16 protein-coding genes are annotated in these 17,800 nt (G+C 34.6%); all 16 read left to right on the forward strand.

The genetic code is table 11. The annotated features are described in order from the left end of the window. Window positions 1–119: 119 nt before the first annotated feature. The 16 genes from ACUUYC_RS04045 (at window position 120) to ACUUYC_RS04120 (ending at window position 17,786) form a co-directional block, all read left to right on the forward strand. The gene (locus tag ACUUYC_RS04045) at window positions 120–1,652 is read left to right on the forward strand and encodes a S53 family peptidase (RefSeq protein WP_474264087.1); all 1,533 of its coding nucleotides are present in this window, start codon (window positions 120–122) and stop codon (window positions 1,650–1,652) included. 35 nt (window positions 1,653–1,687) lie between these two features. Beyond that, window positions 1,688–2,101, forward strand: coding sequence for a hypothetical protein (locus tag ACUUYC_RS04050; protein WP_474264089.1), 414 nt, complete (start codon window positions 1,688–1,690; stop codon window positions 2,099–2,101). A gap of 81 nt (window positions 2,102–2,182) precedes the next feature. Further along, window positions 2,183–3,778 carry a hypothetical protein gene (locus tag ACUUYC_RS04055; RefSeq protein WP_474264091.1) on the forward strand — a complete coding sequence of 532 codons (1,596 nt, stop codon included), beginning with the start codon at window positions 2,183–2,185 and terminating at the stop codon, window positions 3,776–3,778. A gap of 91 nt (window positions 3,779–3,869) precedes the next feature. Beyond that, window positions 3,870–4,949 carry a phosphotransferase family protein gene (locus ACUUYC_RS04060; protein ID WP_474264093.1) on the forward strand — a complete coding sequence of 360 codons (1,080 nt, stop codon included), beginning with the start codon at window positions 3,870–3,872 and terminating at the stop codon, window positions 4,947–4,949. Window positions 4,950–4,953: 4 nt separating this feature from the next. Further along, the gene (locus ACUUYC_RS04065) at window positions 4,954–6,009 is read left to right on the forward strand and encodes a T3SS effector HopA1 family protein (protein ID WP_474264095.1); all 1,056 of its coding nucleotides are present in this window, start codon (window positions 4,954–4,956) and stop codon (window positions 6,007–6,009) included. Further along, window positions 6,002–7,267, forward strand: coding sequence for a lanthionine synthetase LanC family protein (locus ACUUYC_RS04070; protein ID WP_474264097.1), 1,266 nt, complete (start codon window positions 6,002–6,004; stop codon window positions 7,265–7,267). Before ACUUYC_RS04065 ends, ACUUYC_RS04070 begins: the two co-directional genes overlap by 8 nt. A gap of 188 nt (window positions 7,268–7,455) precedes the next feature. Further along, the gene (locus ACUUYC_RS04075; RefSeq protein WP_474264099.1) at window positions 7,456–9,444 is read left to right on the forward strand and encodes a NosD domain-containing protein; all 1,989 of its coding nucleotides are present in this window, start codon (window positions 7,456–7,458) and stop codon (window positions 9,442–9,444) included. Between the two features lie 391 nt (window positions 9,445–9,835). After that, window positions 9,836–10,171: an arsenosugar biosynthesis-associated peroxidase-like protein gene (locus ACUUYC_RS04080; protein ID WP_474264101.1), complete on the forward strand. Its 336-nt coding sequence runs from the start codon at window positions 9,836–9,838 to the stop codon at window positions 10,169–10,171. 135 nt (window positions 10,172–10,306) lie between these two features. Next, window positions 10,307–11,362 (forward strand): arsenosugar biosynthesis radical SAM (seleno)protein ArsS, encoded by a 1,056-nt coding sequence (gene arsS / locus ACUUYC_RS04085; protein ID WP_474264103.1) that lies wholly within the window; start codon window positions 10,307–10,309, stop codon window positions 11,360–11,362. A 292-nt stretch (window positions 11,363–11,654) separates the two neighbouring features. Continuing rightward, window positions 11,655–12,176 carry a rhodanese-like domain-containing protein gene (locus ACUUYC_RS04090; RefSeq protein WP_474264105.1) on the forward strand — a complete coding sequence of 174 codons (522 nt, stop codon included), beginning with the start codon at window positions 11,655–11,657 and terminating at the stop codon, window positions 12,174–12,176. Window position 12,177: 1 nt separating this feature from the next. Beyond that, complete coding sequence (locus tag ACUUYC_RS04095; protein ID WP_474264107.1) at window positions 12,178–12,786, forward strand: TIGR04282 family arsenosugar biosynthesis glycosyltransferase; 609 nt, start codon at window positions 12,178–12,180, stop codon at window positions 12,784–12,786. Window positions 12,787–13,058: 272 nt separating this feature from the next. Then, window positions 13,059–13,787: a T9SS type A sorting domain-containing protein gene (locus ACUUYC_RS04100; RefSeq protein WP_474264109.1), complete on the forward strand. Its 729-nt coding sequence runs from the start codon at window positions 13,059–13,061 to the stop codon at window positions 13,785–13,787. Window positions 13,788–13,803: 16 nt separating this feature from the next. Next, a complete protein-coding gene (locus ACUUYC_RS04105) occupies window positions 13,804–14,616 on the forward strand; it encodes a purine-nucleoside phosphorylase (protein ID WP_474264111.1) in 813 nt (270 codons plus the stop codon). Between the two features lie 309 nt (window positions 14,617–14,925). Continuing rightward, window positions 14,926–15,339: a DoxX family membrane protein gene (locus tag ACUUYC_RS04110; protein ID WP_474264113.1), complete on the forward strand. Its 414-nt coding sequence runs from the start codon at window positions 14,926–14,928 to the stop codon at window positions 15,337–15,339. A gap of 14 nt (window positions 15,340–15,353) precedes the next feature. After that, window positions 15,354–16,322 (forward strand): arsenosugar biosynthesis arsenite methyltransferase ArsM, encoded by a 969-nt coding sequence (gene arsM, locus ACUUYC_RS04115; protein WP_474264115.1) that lies wholly within the window; start codon window positions 15,354–15,356, stop codon window positions 16,320–16,322. A gap of 354 nt (window positions 16,323–16,676) precedes the next feature. Continuing rightward, window positions 16,677–17,786, forward strand: a complete 1,110-nt coding sequence (locus ACUUYC_RS04120; protein WP_474264117.1) for an inorganic phosphate transporter — start codon at window positions 16,677–16,679, stop codon at window positions 17,784–17,786. Window positions 17,787–17,800: the final 14 nt, after the last annotated feature.

Genomic DNA, 17,800 nt, shown 5'->3' on the forward strand with positions numbered 1-17,800 from the left:
TTAGGTGTTTATTACGGGCATAAAAGTGATAATACTCAATCTCAAAACCAAGTAAAAACACGCATCTATAATAGGGCTGTAATTTGCAACTTTGAGAACCTTATAAACCTTATCATCTTATGGAAGCTACTCAAGACAACACTACACACGAAGACGTATTGGAAATTAAAGTATACGTACCAATCAATGAAATTACGAAACGACAACAAGGAATGATCAATAATGCGATTGACAAACATCCTAAAGATCGTAAATACTTATCAAATACTTCACACTCTAAAATCTTCGCTCCTAGCAAAGACGATGCAGACGAAATAATTGAACACGCCAAAGCACATAATTGGGAAGTAGATTATGATAAAAAGGCGCGTGAAATTACCATCAAAATAAAATCTAATGATATTTCTGATGAAGAAAGCCCTGTAAACATTGAAGCATTAAAATTTTTAAGCTCACAAGGAGACATTCATTTAGATGCAGAAGGTGAAGAAAAGCAAGAAAGTGCAAGTGCAGAAGATATTGTGAATCCTTCCCAAAAAACTGGGTTTGTAAAAACCAATCAAGAAAAAAGAGTTGGTGACGGACATACAGTTCCAATTCAAGAACCAGCACATGGACATAGTGCAATTGAAATTGCTGATGTTTATAACTTTCCTGAAGGTGACGGAACTAAGCAAACAATTGGAATTATAGAATTAGGTGGAAAATTTGAACAAAGTGACTTAGAAACATATTTTGAAACGTATGATTTAGAAGTTCCAGAAATTCAAGTTGTTGGTGAGCCAGCTTCAACTCCAATAAATGATAATGTGGAAGTAACTGCCGACATTCAAGTACTTGGAGCATTAGCGCCAAAAGCAAAGTTAGTAGTCTACTATGGAACTACTATTTTGAATGCAATGAAGGTTGCTTTAGCAGATACGAAAAATAAATTAACGGTTATTTCTATCAGTTGGGCAGGATCAGAATTAGGATATTCTCAACAAGAAATTATAGAATTAAACAACGTCTTTCACGAAGCAGCTTTAAAAGGAATTACGGTTTTGGGTGCTTCTGGTGACAATGGAGCTCTAAACAATAAACCTTATGCGAATGTAAATGTTCCTGTAAATTTTGAATATGTTTTAGGTTGTGGAGGAACGCGACTTGAAATTTATGAGGAAAGAATTATCTCTGAAACTGTTTGGAATGAAACTACTAGTCAGACACAAATAGGTTCTGGTGGCGGTTTTAGTCAACGAGTAGCAGAAGCTTCCTATCAAGTAGAAGCTATTCAAGAATATTTAGAAAAATTCCCGCAATTTGAACCCTATCACAAAGCAGGAGGAACTGGTATTCCTGATGTTGCTGCAAATGCTGCAGATGCAACTGGTTATGCTATTTTCTTTGAAGGAAATTGGGCTAAGATTGGTGGTACAAGTTTAGCAACACCGCTTTGGGCAGCACTAATTGCTCGTATGAACCAAAACTTAGGTTACAGACTAGGGTTCATCAATCAACACTTATATGCTTTAATGAATTCAGAAGCATTTCATCAAATTTTAGAAGGTAACAACAATTTATATCTAGCAGCTTCTGGCTGGAATCCTTGCACTGGTTTAGGATCTCCTGATGGGAAAAAGTTAATGGAAGCCATTAATGCCTTAGACTAAACTAGGATACTTAACTACACTAAAAATATAAAATCATGGCAAAAAAATTAGCATTAGATGAACTTCCTAAACGCTTAATCATAGATGGTGAAAAAATAGAAGATGTAATTATGATATATGGTTTTGTTGCTGAAGGTACTGAGGAAGATAACATTACATTTTACCTAGATACATTGTTAAAAACTTCAGTTATAATAAAAGATGAAGATATCATACACGATGTAAATATTACCAAAACGCATAGTGCCATTGGCGGAACCATCATTTGGGTTAAAAACGCAGCAACATATTTACAAGGAAATTCTGCTACACAACCTCAACAAGATGCAGAACAATTCTTCCAAGGAGACATTTATCAACAATATGCAAATACCGCACAAGGAAATACAGCTACACAACCACATGGAGCACAAGCTTCTATTTGTGGATGCGGACAGTGCGGGAAATAAATAATTCAATAAGATCAATATTACAGTCTATTACCTATAAGGAATTAAAGATCATATTATTAACCTTTAAATTTAATTATTATGTTTACATTTTTTCACGGATGTGGAATACCTCCTATTACCCTTACTTGTGGTAATGGTGGTGGCGCACATGCACAAAATGTTGGACCCACAGGAACACAAGGTTGCACACAACCTGGTCACTGTCTTGGTCCAACTGGAACGCAAGGATGCACACAGCCACAAACTATTTTGGGGCCAACTGGTACACAAGGATGTACGACGCCTCCACATTGTTTAATTGGACCAACTGGAACACAAGGTTGCACACAACCAGGTCATTGTGTTGGACCAACTGGTACGCAAGGTTGCACAATTGTTGGACCAACAGGGACACAAGGTTGCACACAGCCACAAACTATTTTACCTCCAACTATTGGATGTATAACAGTAACTACTACAATTGCAACTACTGTTGGAGCACAGGCGCAAAATGTAGTACCAAATACTATTGGATGTACAGCAATTACACCATGTGTTACTATTCCTCCACAAACGGTACCGCCTAAATGTGTACCAAACACAGTAGGTTGTACAGCAATTACACCATGTATTACTATTCCTCCAACAGGAACACCACCTGCTACTGTTTGTCCTAATGACGGAAACGCACAAGCACAAACGCTTGGGCCAACTGCATATCCAGGGTGTACAATTGTTGGACCAACTGGAACACAAGGTTGTACACAACCAGGTCATTGTGTTGGACCAACTGGTACGCAAGGTTGCACACAGCCACAAACTATTTTACCTCCTACATTACCACCAGCATGTGTACCACACACAATCGGATGTACGGCAATTACACCATGCCCAACAATTAATCCTCCATGTGATGGAAATGCACAAGCACAAAATGTTGGAATTACAGGATGGCAAGGTTGTATTCAACCAACTGGCACGCCTCCAGCAACTGTTTGCCCACAACCAACTTATCTATTAGGATGCACAGGATACCAAGGATGTCTTACACCAACAGGAACACCACCTGCTACAGTTTGTCCTGGTAATGGAAATGCGCAAGCACAAACGATTTTCCCAACAGAAATTTGTCCAACATTAATAGCATGTCCAGGAGCACATGCACAAAATGTAGGACCAACTGGAACACAAGGTTGCACAATTGTTGGGCCAACAGGAACGCAAGGATGCACACAACCAGGTCACTGTGTTGGAGAAACTGCATATCCAGGATGTATTATAGGACCTACAGGTTACGAAGGATGTGGACAAGGTGATGCGCAAGCACAGACACTTGGACATACTGCATACCTAGGATGTGGAGAGCATGGAACTGCTGCTACACTTTGCACACAACCAAGTATGTGTGGTGGTGGAGATGCGCAAGCACAAACGCTTGGACATACTGCATACCCAGGATGTGGAGATCATGGAACTGCTGCTACACTTTGCACACAACCAAGTATGTGTGGTGGACCAACTCATCTTTTAGGATGTACAGGATACGAAGGATGTCACCAAGCAGGAACTGCCGCTACAGTATGTACGCAAGTAGGATGCGATGGTGGAGGAAATGCGCAAGCACAAATCCATAGTATTCCAGTTGCTGATTGTATTCCAACACGTAGTTGTACAGGAGCATGGCCAGTATGTTAATAATAGCTTATCTTACTTAGATACAGTTATTTTTTTATAAAAAGCTGCCTGTATTTACAGGCAGCTTTCAAAAAACTTAAAAATTATTTTTATGCGCTTAACAAAGAAAAATATTACTCATTACCTCCTAGACAAAGGGTTTTTAGAACCTACTTCATTCATGTCAGGAGATTATATGCTTACACAAATTCAAAGTAGAAATTCTATCTTCAAAATTCAACAACAACAAGCACACGGATTATTTGTTAAGCAACTCATTGCGCAAGATTCAACAAATAGCTACTTAATGCAGAAAGATGCTACAAGTCACTATTTAATTCATCAATCAGATTTATACAAAGAAACAGCAACTCATATTCCAGATTACTATGGATACGATCCGTATCATAACATCTTAGTCACAGAATATTTTGCCAATACTAAAAACGTTCATGAAGTAACGTATAGAGATAAAAAATTATCAAAATCACATGCAGTTAAAATGGCGCATATTTTAGCTTCTTTTCATTTTGATATCACAGAAAAAATTAAGGACAATAGTTCATTACAGTTTTTCAGTAAGCAATTACCTTGGATTTTAAACACAGGACAATTGTTAAATGCAAATTCAAATGGTATTACAAACACGGTCATAGCCGAAATTCACAAACACCAAGACCTAGTAAAAAAAATAGAAAAAATAGCAGCTCAGTGGGAAACTACAAGTTTGATTCATGGCGACATCAAGTGGATGAATTTTATTGTAATGCCCAATAATGAAGATGTAAAATTAGTTGATTGGGAAATTGCTGATTTAGGTGATCCTTTGTGGGATGTTGCTGGTGTTTTTCAATCATATTTTAGTGCTTGGGTTTTAAGCTTCAACAATCAAAATATAAAACAACATGAGCAAGTACAAGGAAACGAATTTATATCTATAGAAACCATTACTCCAGTTGTAAAACTACTTTGGAACACATATGCAGAGAAGCAAGAATTTACACCTGCCGAATCAAAAGACAAACTACTCAAAGCACTTTCATATATGTCAATTAGAATGATTCAAACTGCTTTTGAAAATAATGTTGCACAAAAACAATTGCATCCAAATTCAGTACGCATATTACAATTCTGCAATCATATTTTAGGGGATGCAGAAGGAATTGCTAAACAATGGAATTTAATAGACTAAGGAGATGAAAGATACTATACACACAAAGCAAATAAAAGAAATTACCAAAGCCATTGAAATTACTTCACTAAGTACATACAAAGTGCATGGAGAAGAAGAATATGTAAAAAATCAAATGCCATATCAAACATTTGCAGAAGATTTTAAATCGTTTGGAAGCAACTCTACAGTTGATGCACAACAACAACGTTCCAATCTTATAAATGCATTGACAAATACAATTTATGCAAAATTCTATTGTGGTATAAAAAACGGTGATCACACATCAAAAATTCCACCGAAAGGAGAACGAGAAGCTTTTATGGAGCAACTTTCGCAAGCAAATACTTCCACAAATGGACTTGATTATCATTGGAATATTTATAACGTAGATGCTTCCACAGGAAATGCATACGTTCAAAAAAATGGAGAACTACGTTGGTTGCAACCAAAAGGATATCAATTTGTAAATCCACAACAAAAACAAGCTGCAGTAAATACAAAAGTTAATATTTCACGTCAAAAAGAAAATAGAAACATTCAACCTGTATTCTATCATGTATTTAGCAATGAAATGTTTCCACAAGAAGTAGAACTGGGAAGAATATACTGGAATGTAACTCCCGAAGGTGCTGCAACGTTAATTAACTTAATAACGACAACACTAAATGAATACAAAATTCCATTTCAATTTAAATGTTTAAATCATCCTGAATTATATGTTAGATCTGACTCTGCAGTTTTATATCTAAGTAAAAATCACATACAAATTGTAGCAATTATATTAAAAAATGTAATTCCAAATTTAGAACCGTATCTTGTAGACGAAATTCCGATGTTTACCAAACAAATACATAAAGGTGTTAGTTACGCGGAAGATCCAGGGAAAGGACAAAGTTTTGGAATGAGCAGATCATCAACCATTGCAGAAGCATTAGTTGATGCTTTTCAGCAAGAAAAAAATAAAAAGGAAACTCTTAATAATGTAATCAACTTTCTATCCAGAAAAGGAATGACATTAGATCGTTTACACCTCAACAAACATACATCACTAACGCCAACGTTCCCAACTTATGAATAATATTGAAACCACTCCAAAAACAGCTATACATATGTATGTGAAAACAGCACACAACATTGGAAAATATTTAGCAAAAGAAGCTATCTGGTATAAAGATATGTGCAATTGGGCAGGACATGAAGTAACTGTCGTTGGCGACAAATACGAAACTGCTTTAAAAGCATGTAGTATTGATTTATATAGCGGACTTACAGGAATTGCGCTATTCCTAACAGAATTATACAACAAAACGCAAGATCCTATCATATTGCACACGCTACATGGCGCATTAAACACAATTCAATTCAACCTAGAAGGCGATAAAGTAAATAATTTCGGGTATTACTCTGGTAAAATTGGTGTTGGATATACCTTATGGAGCATTGGAAAAAAATTAGGAGACAATGAACTTTCTGCTAAAGGATTGGCATATGTGAAATCTGTAAAAGACAAAGAAATAACAGCACATGAAGTAGATATTATTTCGGGCGCAGCCGGATCAATTTCTGTATTGCTAAAATTACACTATGCTGAACAAGATGACGAATGCTTAGAAATCGCCAAAAAATGCGGGGAATTCTTAGTAAATAGAATGATCAAAAATGAAGATACATGTGCTTGGATGACTGTCGATAAATCCAATGCTTTAACAGGATATTCGCATGGAGCTTCAGGAATTGCTTCTGCATTAATGGAACTATATGCAACTACCAAAAGTGAAGAATATTGGCATGCAGCTATGGGCGGATTCAACTACGAAAAAAAGTGGTATAATGACCAAACGCAAAACTGGCCAGACTTACGTGAATACACAGGTAAAAAACCATTAAACTACGGAACAATGTGGTGTCATGGTGCGCCAGGGATTGCCATTGCAAACCTAAAAGCGTATGAAATGACAAAGCATGAATACTTCTTACAAGAAGCAAAAATTGCGCTAGAAACTACAAAAAGAAGTGTAATCAGAGATACACAGATCAACTCAAAAGCAAACTTCTCATTATGTCACGGATTGGCTGGAAATGCTGATATACTCTTATATGGACACCAAATACTAAACATTCCTGAATATGCAGAAATTGCACAAAAAGCAGGTGATTTTGGTATTTCACAATACGATGCAACTGGCGTTGTATTTCCTAGTGGTGTAAATGATCCTAGCGGATTGACCATTGGACAACAAGAAAATCAAGGACTTATGTTAGGAATGTCAGGAACTGGAATGTTCTATTTACGTTTGGCAGATATGAATACGATTCCTTCTGCATTGGTTCCTTAAGATATTAATCTAAAAGAGTTTGGTATAAGTCAAAAGTATATCAAACTCTTATTCACAATCACAATTCACTGATTACCAACACCTCTATACCTATTATTTCATTCTACAATTAGACAATCATAGCTTACATTTCTTTGATCTAAGTTTTTTTTTTCGAATATTAGACTTGATTATTAATTAAAAAAGTAATGATGAAAAAAGCAATCTTAATTCTAGTATTCATCTCATTATTTTCTTGTCAGAATGATGAAACAACAAATGAATCAAAAACTGCTCAAACGGAAACAGAAGAAATATCTATCAAAAGTTTAGACCTTCCTGAAGGTTGTCCGTATTCGTATGATACTTACACTACTGAAGATGCAGATTTTATTGTATATAATGTTGCCGAATTGAAAACAGCTATTACCAATTCTATAAACGGAAATGTAATATACCTAGATGATAATTCTGATTTTATTCCAGTCGAAAGTGATATGCCTATCATCATCGATAAATCTATAAAAATTGTGAGTAATAGAGGTCTTAAAGGCTCAGAAGGAGCAAAACTTTACAGTAGCTTTTCCTCTAATACAACAATGTTCAAAGTAGAAGCTGATGAAGTTACTTTTAGCGGAGTTAGAATCATAGGACATAGTACTGAAGTTTTACCTGCAGTTGGTGAAACAAGAGGTATTGACATAAACGATCATGATAAATTAGTAGTAGAAAACTGTGAAATTTCAGGTTGGTTCTTAGCTGGAATAAGAATCTATAACTCCAAGGAAAATAGAATCATTAGCAACTATATTCATTACAATAGAAGGTATAGTTTAGGTTATGGAATTGCAGTATATAATGACGCCATTAAACAAACAGATGTATTAATTTCATGTAATCGTTTTGAATATAACAGACATGACATCGCCGCTAGCGGTGGAGAAAATCAATCGTATGAAGCTTCTTATAATGTCATAGGAGAACCTGGTCGTATTGGAACAACTAGAACACACAGATTTGATGTACATGGAAAAAATGGCGGCACTGAAGAAGTTGCTGGAAAATACTTTAACATCCACAATAATACTTTTTTATTTGACAGAGAAGAAGACGCCGCTATTAGAATTGGAGGAATTCCCCAAATAGGTGTCGATATTTACAATAATACTTTTGCTAAAAAATGCAAAAAATATGCTATAGAACAAAGAAAACTAAACACAGTACTAAATCAAGAAAATTGGGTTTCCATGAGTGTATCTGATAATAACTATTCAGGAGAAACAATAAATAATATAGATCTTGATAATTACTTTTTAGCGATCAATGAAGCCTATGAATTTCAACGATATGAATTTGGAAATGAATGTAACTGTTACAATGAAAAAGTAAAAGTTGCACATACCAGTCCAAGTATATACAAAAAATTCTACGTTGGAAACTGGACAGGAAACGGAACTGATGATGTTATTGGCTTAACTCATAGTGGGGATTTTATCTTACTGCCATACGACAACAATACTTTTTATGGACAAGGAGGTCCTATTCAAGTTGCACACATAAACCCAACTACGTACCTGGATTTCTATGTTGGAAATTGGACAGACAACGGAACTGATGATCTCATAGGACTAACAAATACTGGACAATTCATTTTATTGCCTTTTAACGGAACTTCTTTTGGCGGTTCAAGTTATGGTGATATTGTTGGAAGTGTTAGCACAAGTACATATGCAAAATTCTATTCAGGAAATTGGACAGGTAATGGAACAAATGATCTCATTGGTTTAACTAATAGTGGGGATTTCTATCTATTACCTTTTGACGACAGTCCTACTTTAGGTTTTGGTAGTGAAACACTCGTGGGAAGTACTGCTCCAGACCTGTATCAAGATTTCTATGTTGGAGACTTTAAAGCTAATGGCACTGATGATTTAGTAGGCTGGAGAAATGATAACAAAATTGTCTTATTCCCTTTTGATTCTAATATCTTTCAACCAAGTTCAGTAATTAGTGGAAGCTTCATTCATTACAAAGATTTTATCGTTCATAAAAAAAGTAGCGGACTAGATGGATTTATTTTTGTTACAAAAAACAATCGCCTAGAATCATTTCAACTTAGTAGTACTGTATTATACAATAAACAATTTATTGGTTGTGTAAAAGAATACGAATTATTTTTAGATGGACTGTGGAAATAAAAACACACTAAATTCCTACAACCCAAACTTCATAACTAGGGTTATTTTCCCGTATAATTTTATGGTATTACCTATGGAAGAAACATACGGAAGACAGTAATTTTACCAATTCAAAATTCGAAAACATATACATGTGTTTATGAATAGAGGTTGTAGTCATTCATAATTAGTGAAACACATGAAAGCATTGAGTTTTGGAAAATCCTAAGGCTTGTACTTAGGATTTTTATTTCAATGAAACTCCACTTTTTAAATACAGGACTTATTACAAAGTTCAATATCTTTTATTTTCTTCTACTTACATGTAAAGTTTTGAAAAAATTCTCGTCTGAATGTAGACTGTTTGATTTTGCGTATTTTAGCAAATCTCAAATACAAACAAGCACAAAACATGGATAAATCATACTACAACCCAAGAGATTTAAAGAAATTCGGAGCAATAACAGAATGGAGTGAAGAACTGGGTAATAAATTCTTTGACTATTATGGTAAAGTCTTTGAAGAAGGCGCATTAACACCACGTGAAAAAGCATTAATCGCTTTAGCAGTATCACACACAGAGCAATGTCCGTACTGTATTGATGCCTATACAAAAGATAGTCTACAACGCGGGATTACAAAAGAAGAAATGATGGAAGCCATTCATGTTGGAGCCGCTATCAAAAGTGGTGCAACTTTAGTGCATGGTGTACAAATGATGAACAAAGTGAATAAATTAGAGATGTGAACAGACTGTTGATTTTGCAAAGCAAAATGTTACAGATCGCTCATTCTGATGAAAATCAGGATCTGATTATCACAAATGTAAAATCCTAAAGCATACAAATTGCTTACACATTTAGGAACAAAATAAAATTGATCAATGGCGACAAAGTCCCTACAAAAAAGAGAAAGCGAACTTGCAAATAGCAATCGACAATTGGAAATTCTGTCTAACGGAATCTTTCAAAGTGGCGAATTGCCAACATTTGCAAATAAAATAAAAGAAACAAATCAGTTTCCTCTGAAGCCTAAAAGTATTGAAATATTACAAATCAATGTTGGATATATGTGCAATCAGGTTTGTTCACATTGTCATGTAGATGCAGGACCAGATAGAAAGGAAATCATGACGCGCGAAACCATGCAACAATGTTTAGATGTCATTGAAAAAACAGGCGCGCATACACTCGATCTTACAGGTGGCGCTCCAGAAATGAATCCACACTTTCGTTGGTTTGTAGAAGAAGCTTCAAAAGTTGGTGTAAAAGATTTCATTGTTCGATCAAACTTAACAATCATTCGCGCGAATAAAAAATATTACGATTTGCCTGAATTCTTCAAAAAACACAATGTTCATGTAGTTTCGTCAATGCCACATTGGACACGAGGAAAAACAGACAAACAACGTGGAGATGGAGTTTTTGACAAATCAATCAAAGCACTACAAGAATTAAATGCCGTTGGATACGGAATGCCCGATAGCGATTTACGATTAGACTTGGTATATAATCCGTCAGGAGCATTTTTACCAGGCGATCAAGTTGCCATGGAAAAAGATTTCAAAAAAGCATTATTGGACGATTTCAACATTCAATTCCACAACTTATTTGCCATTACAAACTTACCAATTAGTCGTTTCTTAGATTATCTAATTGCTTCTGAAAACTACGAAGATTATATGTATTCGTTGGTAGAAGCGTTCAATCCTGGTGCAGTTGCTAATGTAATGTGTACCAATACAATATCTGTAAGTTGGGATGGTTGGTTGTATGATTGCGATTTTAATCAAATGCTCGATTTAAAAGTCGCTAGCAAATCACAACACATATCTGAATACAACGAAGAAGACTTAAGCAAACGAAATATTATCATTTCACAACACTGTTACGGTTGTACAGCTGGTGCAGGAAGTAGTTGTCAAGGAACTGTTGCTTAAATACCTATTAATTAGTATCCAAATTAACATCGTTTTGTTTTTTTACGTGATGTTTCAAGAATTACTATCGACGATCTTAAGAAATAAAGAGTGAAAAACGGAATTGCGATGCAAAGCATCAAGCATGAAGTGCATGAACGAATGATGCATAGCAATTTCCTATAGATCGTCTTGACTTTTTTGGTTCGTTTTTGTGTCAAGACAAAAATGAACGTTATAAAAATCGCTGTAATACTATTTCAAATTTTGAATATTTCACTATTTTTATTTGAAGGAATTAAATCGAAATAAAATGAAAAATATTCTTTATATACTAAGTTTTCTAAGTTTCGCTTTCGCGAATGGACAAACGGCACTCGACAGTCTATTACAAAAAGAAAACAAAGAATCAATTCCATACATTACGGTAGAAGAATTAATCAAAAAAGAAAATATTGTTCTGCTTGATAGTCGCGAAAAAATAGAATTTGAAACGAGTCATATCAAAAACGCAACATTTGTAGGCTATGATAAATTCAAGCTAAAAAAAATAAAAAAACTTCTTCCAAAAGACAAAAACGAACCTATTGTTGTGTATTGTTCATTAGGAATTCGTTCTGAAGATGTTGCCGAAAAACTCAAAAAAGCAGGATATACAAATGTCTACAATCTATACGGCGGAATTTTTGAGTGGAAAAACAAAAACAATCCAGTCATTGACATCAAAGGAGAAGAAACTGAAAAAGTACACACCTTCAATGAAGATTGGAGTATTTGGTTAAAAAAAGGAATCAAAATCTTCGAAAAGAAAAAAACTACAAAAGAGAAGCAATAACATGCAAAAAAACTCAACGCTCCTCATGACGTTTACACGAAATCCTGAACTAGGAAAAGTAAAAACGCGCTTAGCAAAAGGTATTGGAGAAAAAGCAGCTTTAGAAGTTTACATCAAGCTTTTGGAACATACAGAAAGTGTTCTTCAAAAAATAAATACGGATAAATGTGTATGGTATTCTGTTTCTGTTCGACAGAACGACATATGGCCCGATGATTCATATCAGAAGAAGGCTCAATTCGGTAATGATTTAGGAGAACGCATGTTACATGCGTTTCAAGATGCTTTTGAAAACAATTATGAAAAAGTAATTATCATAGGAAGTGATTTGTACGATTTACAACCAAAACACATTGAAGAAGCAATTGTAGCTTTAGACAATAATGATGTTGTAATCGGTCCTGCACAAGATGGCGGATATTATTTATTAGGCATGAAAACACTTCATAAAAAAGCGTTTGCGCCTAAAAACTGGGGAACAGAAACCGTATTAGCAGACACGCTAAGCGATTTAAATACTCAAACAATTCAGCTACTAGAAACATTAAACGATATTGACCACGCAGAAGATTTAGAACCATACGAGGCTTTTAAAAACTATTTACTATAAACTATGTAACGTGAATTTGTCATAGCAGTATTTTTTTAGACAAAGAGTGTTTTTTTCCGCAGTTTAATAATTGTTTTTCGTTAAAAATTCTCGAATCCTTGGAGAAAATTTAGGAAAACAATTGCGGTTTTAGTTTTCGATAGAAAAACTAAAAATACCTCTGGAAAAATTCCCTTTCTTTTGTTTCTTTTCTTTGGGAAAGCAAAGAAAACGAAAGTAAAAGTCAGAAAATAAAGTTATATCAAATTCTTGTTATTCTTAAAAAGCTTACTATGAAAACAAAATTACTCGTAATCTTATGCGCAGCATTTGGCGCACTACAAATGAATGCACAATGTTCACGATCAGGAAGTTTCGTTCAAAGCGATCCTGCATACAGTATCTCTGGAACTGCAAATATTACATTTCAAACAAATGGTGCAAAAGATGTAGTATTTGATTCAAACTTCATGACGGTTCAAGGTGTTGACTTAAGAGTATATCTATCAAAAGAAGACGATATCAATACAGCTGGAGCAGATCCAATTGAAATTACTACTTCTCCGCTACTTGGAGACAACGGAATGACATCTCCAGTGTTATCTCCTATCACAGGAATGAAAACATTTGCCATCAATCAAACACTATATCCAAACGTAAACTTAAGCACATATGATCATATTGTGATTCAATGTATTGGAATCAATGAACGTTGGGGATATGTAAACTTGGGTGTTGCAAATGGACCAGATTGCAATGTCTTAAGCGTTGATGAAAAAAGTTTAAAAGAAGCCGTAAGCTTATATCCTAACCCTACAAATGACAAGTTTGAAATCAATAACGATTCTCAATCTGCATTAGCTGTAAATATTTATGACATCTTAGGAAACAGAGTTATTGCTTCAGAAGCTTCACGATTAAAAAAGCAATCGTTTTCTTTAGCAAGCTTAAATTCTGGCGTATATTTAGTCGAATTAAAAAGCGACAATCAAAAACTAGTTAAAAAACTGATTAAGCGCTAAAAATGCACACATATTTATGTTAAAACAGATTATAGAAACAACTGAATACTTAGTAAATAAAGGATTTGATAATCCTGAAATTGGAATCGTTCTCGGAACTGGTTTAGGAAAACTAATTGATGAAATCGAAATCATCGCGGAAGCACATTACAATAACATTCCATACTTTCCATTAGCAACGGTAGAATTCCACACAGGAAAACTCGTTTATGGAACATTGGCAGGAAAAAAAGTAGTAGTAATGCAAGGGCGTTTTCATCTATATGAAGGATATGACTTTGTAGATATTACGTATCCAATTCGCATCATGCATCAACTAGGAATCAAAAAACTATTGGTTTCAAACGCTGCCGGAGCTATCAACCTTAATTACAAAAAAGGTGACATCATGATAATTGATGATCATATCAACTTACAAGGCGGATCGCCATTAGCATTTAAAGGCGTTAGTGAATTTGGAGAGCGTTTTGCAGACATGAGCGCACCGTATGATGCAGGCATGATTGCAAAAGTGGAACAAATTGCCACAGACCAAAACATCAAAATTCAAAAAGGTGTTTATGCAAGTGTCGTTGGTCCACAATTAGAAACACGTGCTGAATACAGAATGCTGAAAATAATTGGCGCAGATGCTGTCGGGATGAGTACAGTTCCTGAAGTTATTGTTGCAAATCATTTAAGTGTTCCTTGTTTGGCAGTCTCTGTATTAACTGATGAATGTGACCCTGATAATTTAGCTCCTGTAAACATTGCAGAAATCATTGAAATTGCAGGAAAAACAGAACCAAAAATGATTACGCTCTTTAGCGAACTCATTAAAACACTATAAATTTGGGCGTGTCCAAAAGACTATTTAAAAAGTCTAATTTTCGTCAAACCAAACTTGATTTGGTTTCTCATAATCATAAGAAATAATATGATGAGATTCTGAAATAAATTCAGAATGACGTTTTCAAAACTTTTTAAATAGTCTTTTCGTCGTGCTCTCGCTAGTCGCTTTTAAAAAGAGCTCCAACAATAACTCCATCGCTCACGCGAAATAGTGCTGAGATGTTAGTATTGAGAATTGAGAAAACAAAAAAGTGCGGTCTGAGACTCTCAAAGACCAAAGCGACAAACCACAACAGACAACAACACCATGAATACAAACAAAAAAATTGCTTTACTTACGGCTAGACTCTTACTTGGTTTTATCTTCTTCTTTCAAGGATTTGGTAAAATATTCAAATTCGGAGTAGACAATGTATACAACAACTTTTTTGCAAAAACCTATGATGGTATATTACCAGACTTTTTGCTACAAGCAACTGCATATTACACATCCTATATAGAATTTTTTGGTGGTATTTTGTTAATTATTGGTCTAAAGCGCGACTACACATTGTATGCTTTGGCATCTGTGTTAATAATCGTAACTTTCGGGCATGGTTTAGTAGAGCCTATTTGGGATTTATCACATGTAATGTATAGAGCTATTTTATTGTTGGCCTTGCTCCTATTACCAAAAGAATGGGATCAATATCGACTAGACACATTATTCAAAAAAAAATAAACACATATTATTAAATGAGTTATTTAGAAACTACACACGACGTATACAAAGAAGCTGCTTTGACTCCTGATGTTGGACTTTGTTGTACAACGAACCCAATTTGGGAATTACCAGGACTAAAAATTCCTATAATCATGCAGGAAATGAATTATGGTTGTGGAAGCACAGTACATGCGCGTGACTTAACTAACAATCCAACAATGTTATATGTTGGTGTTGGTGGTGGAATGGAATTATTGCAATTCTCCTACTTCAATCGTCAAAAAGGCGGTGTTATTGGTTTAGATGTTGTAGACGAAATGTTAGAAGCTTCTCGTAAAAATTTCGAGGAAGCAGAAGCACAAAACGATTGGTTCAAAAGTGAGTTTGTTGACTTGCGAAAAGGTGATGCCTTAAACTTACCTGTTGAAGATAATAGTATTGATGTTGCAGCACAAAACTGTTTATTCAACATCTTTAAAACGGAAGATTTAAAAAAGGCTATTGCCGAAATGTATCGTGTATTAAAGCCAAATGGAAAACTTGTAATGAGCGATCCAACATGTGAGCAACCAATGAACGAAACACTTCGTAACGACGAGCGTTTGCGTGCTTTATGTTTAAGCGGAAGCTTGCCAATTGCAGAATATGTAAAAATGTTGACAGACGCAGGATTTGGAACGATTGAAATTCGCGCTAGAAAACCATATCGTATTTTAGATCCAAAGAATTATCCAACAGAAGAATTAATCTATATAGAATCTATTGAAGTTGCGGCAATCAAAGATCCAATGCCAGCTGATGGACCTTGTATCTTTACAGGAAAAGCAGCAATTTACTTTGGTTCGGAAAACCATTTTGATGATGAAAAAGGACATATTCTATTGAAGAATCAACCAATTGCTATTTGTGATAAAACAGCTGGAGATTTAGCTGATTTAGGAAGAGATGATATTTATATTTCAGATTCCACATATCACTACGATGGCGGCGGATGTTGCTAAATAAAAAAAGTAATGAGAATTGAGAGATTAGTATTCAGAATTTTTCAATTATAGCATTATAAAACGTCACTTCGAGTGATTTTCAACAGAAAATAGTATCGAGAAGTATTAGGAAAACAAATTTCAAATTATACAAACACCACATTTCAATATATGAAATGTGGTGTTTGCGTATTGGGTATTTTGTAACCTGCATTCAAACAAAAAAAGTACTTAAATCTGTAATATGCAGAAAAAACGTCTCCTAATTTCAAGGTTAAAAGGTATATACATTTAAATATCACTCTTAAATGTTAAACTTGGTAAGTTATGTGATTCATTAGCGTCAAATTCATCATACTTATTTTTAACACTATGATTTTAATTCTCTTATTTATCTCTGCTTGTTTTTTAGCATACAGTAATGGCGCAAATGACAACTTTAAAGGAGTAGCTACCTTATTTGGAAGCGGAACTACCAATTACAAAAAAGCTATTAATTGGGCAACTGTAACTACATTTTTAGGTTCTGTAACCGCAATTTTCTTAGCTAATGAATTGGTTAAAAACTTCTCTGGTAAAGGACTTGTTCCTGATGAACTTATCACCTTACCAATTTTTGCAATTTCAATAGCATTAGGCGCAGCGTTAACTGTTTTTATTGCTACTAAAATAGGTATGCCAATTTCTACAACGCATAGTTTAGTTGGAGGATTATTTGGTGCTGGAGTTATGGCTGTTGGTGCTCAGTTTAATTTCGATAAATTAATAGACAAGTTTCTATTTCCTCTAATTGCTAGTCCATTAATGGCGGCGGTTGTGAGTTTCGTTATATATCTCATATTTAAATTTGTCAGGAGACAACTAGGTATTACCAAAACGACTAGTCTAGATTTACATAAATCACAAACACCAGAACTTTCAACGTTAAACATGGATAACACCATAACCTTGAAGACTGAAGTTAAAGCTACAATTAAAGATGAAATAGAATCTTATGAAGGTAAAATTTTAGGATTGAGTTCTCAAAAGGTTTTAGATAGTTTACATTACATAAGTGCTGGAGTTGTTAGTTTTGCTCGTGGACTAAATGATACACCAAAAATTGTTGGTTTACTTTTAATTATTAATGCTATTGATATCAAATGGAGCATGATTATCATTGCACTGATTATGGCTATTGGTGGATTGCTAAATGCTAAAAAAGTAGGAACGACAATGAGTAAAAAAATTACACCTATGAACTCTGGTCAAGGATTTACAGCAAATCTTGTTACAGGATTATTAGTCACAACAGCAAGTATACATGGAATGCCTGTTTCAACAACACATGTTTCTGTAGGTTCTATATTTGGAATTGGTACAGTAACTAAAAAAGCCAATTATAAAATGATTGGTAAAATATTATTATCGTGGCTTTTAACACTTCCTTTGGCTGCTATTATTAGTGCGTTATTGTTTAAAGTGCTGGAAGTTAGTTTTTAGATTTACATCTATTT

It is taken from the genome of Kordia sp. E (genome assembly GCF_056033805.1).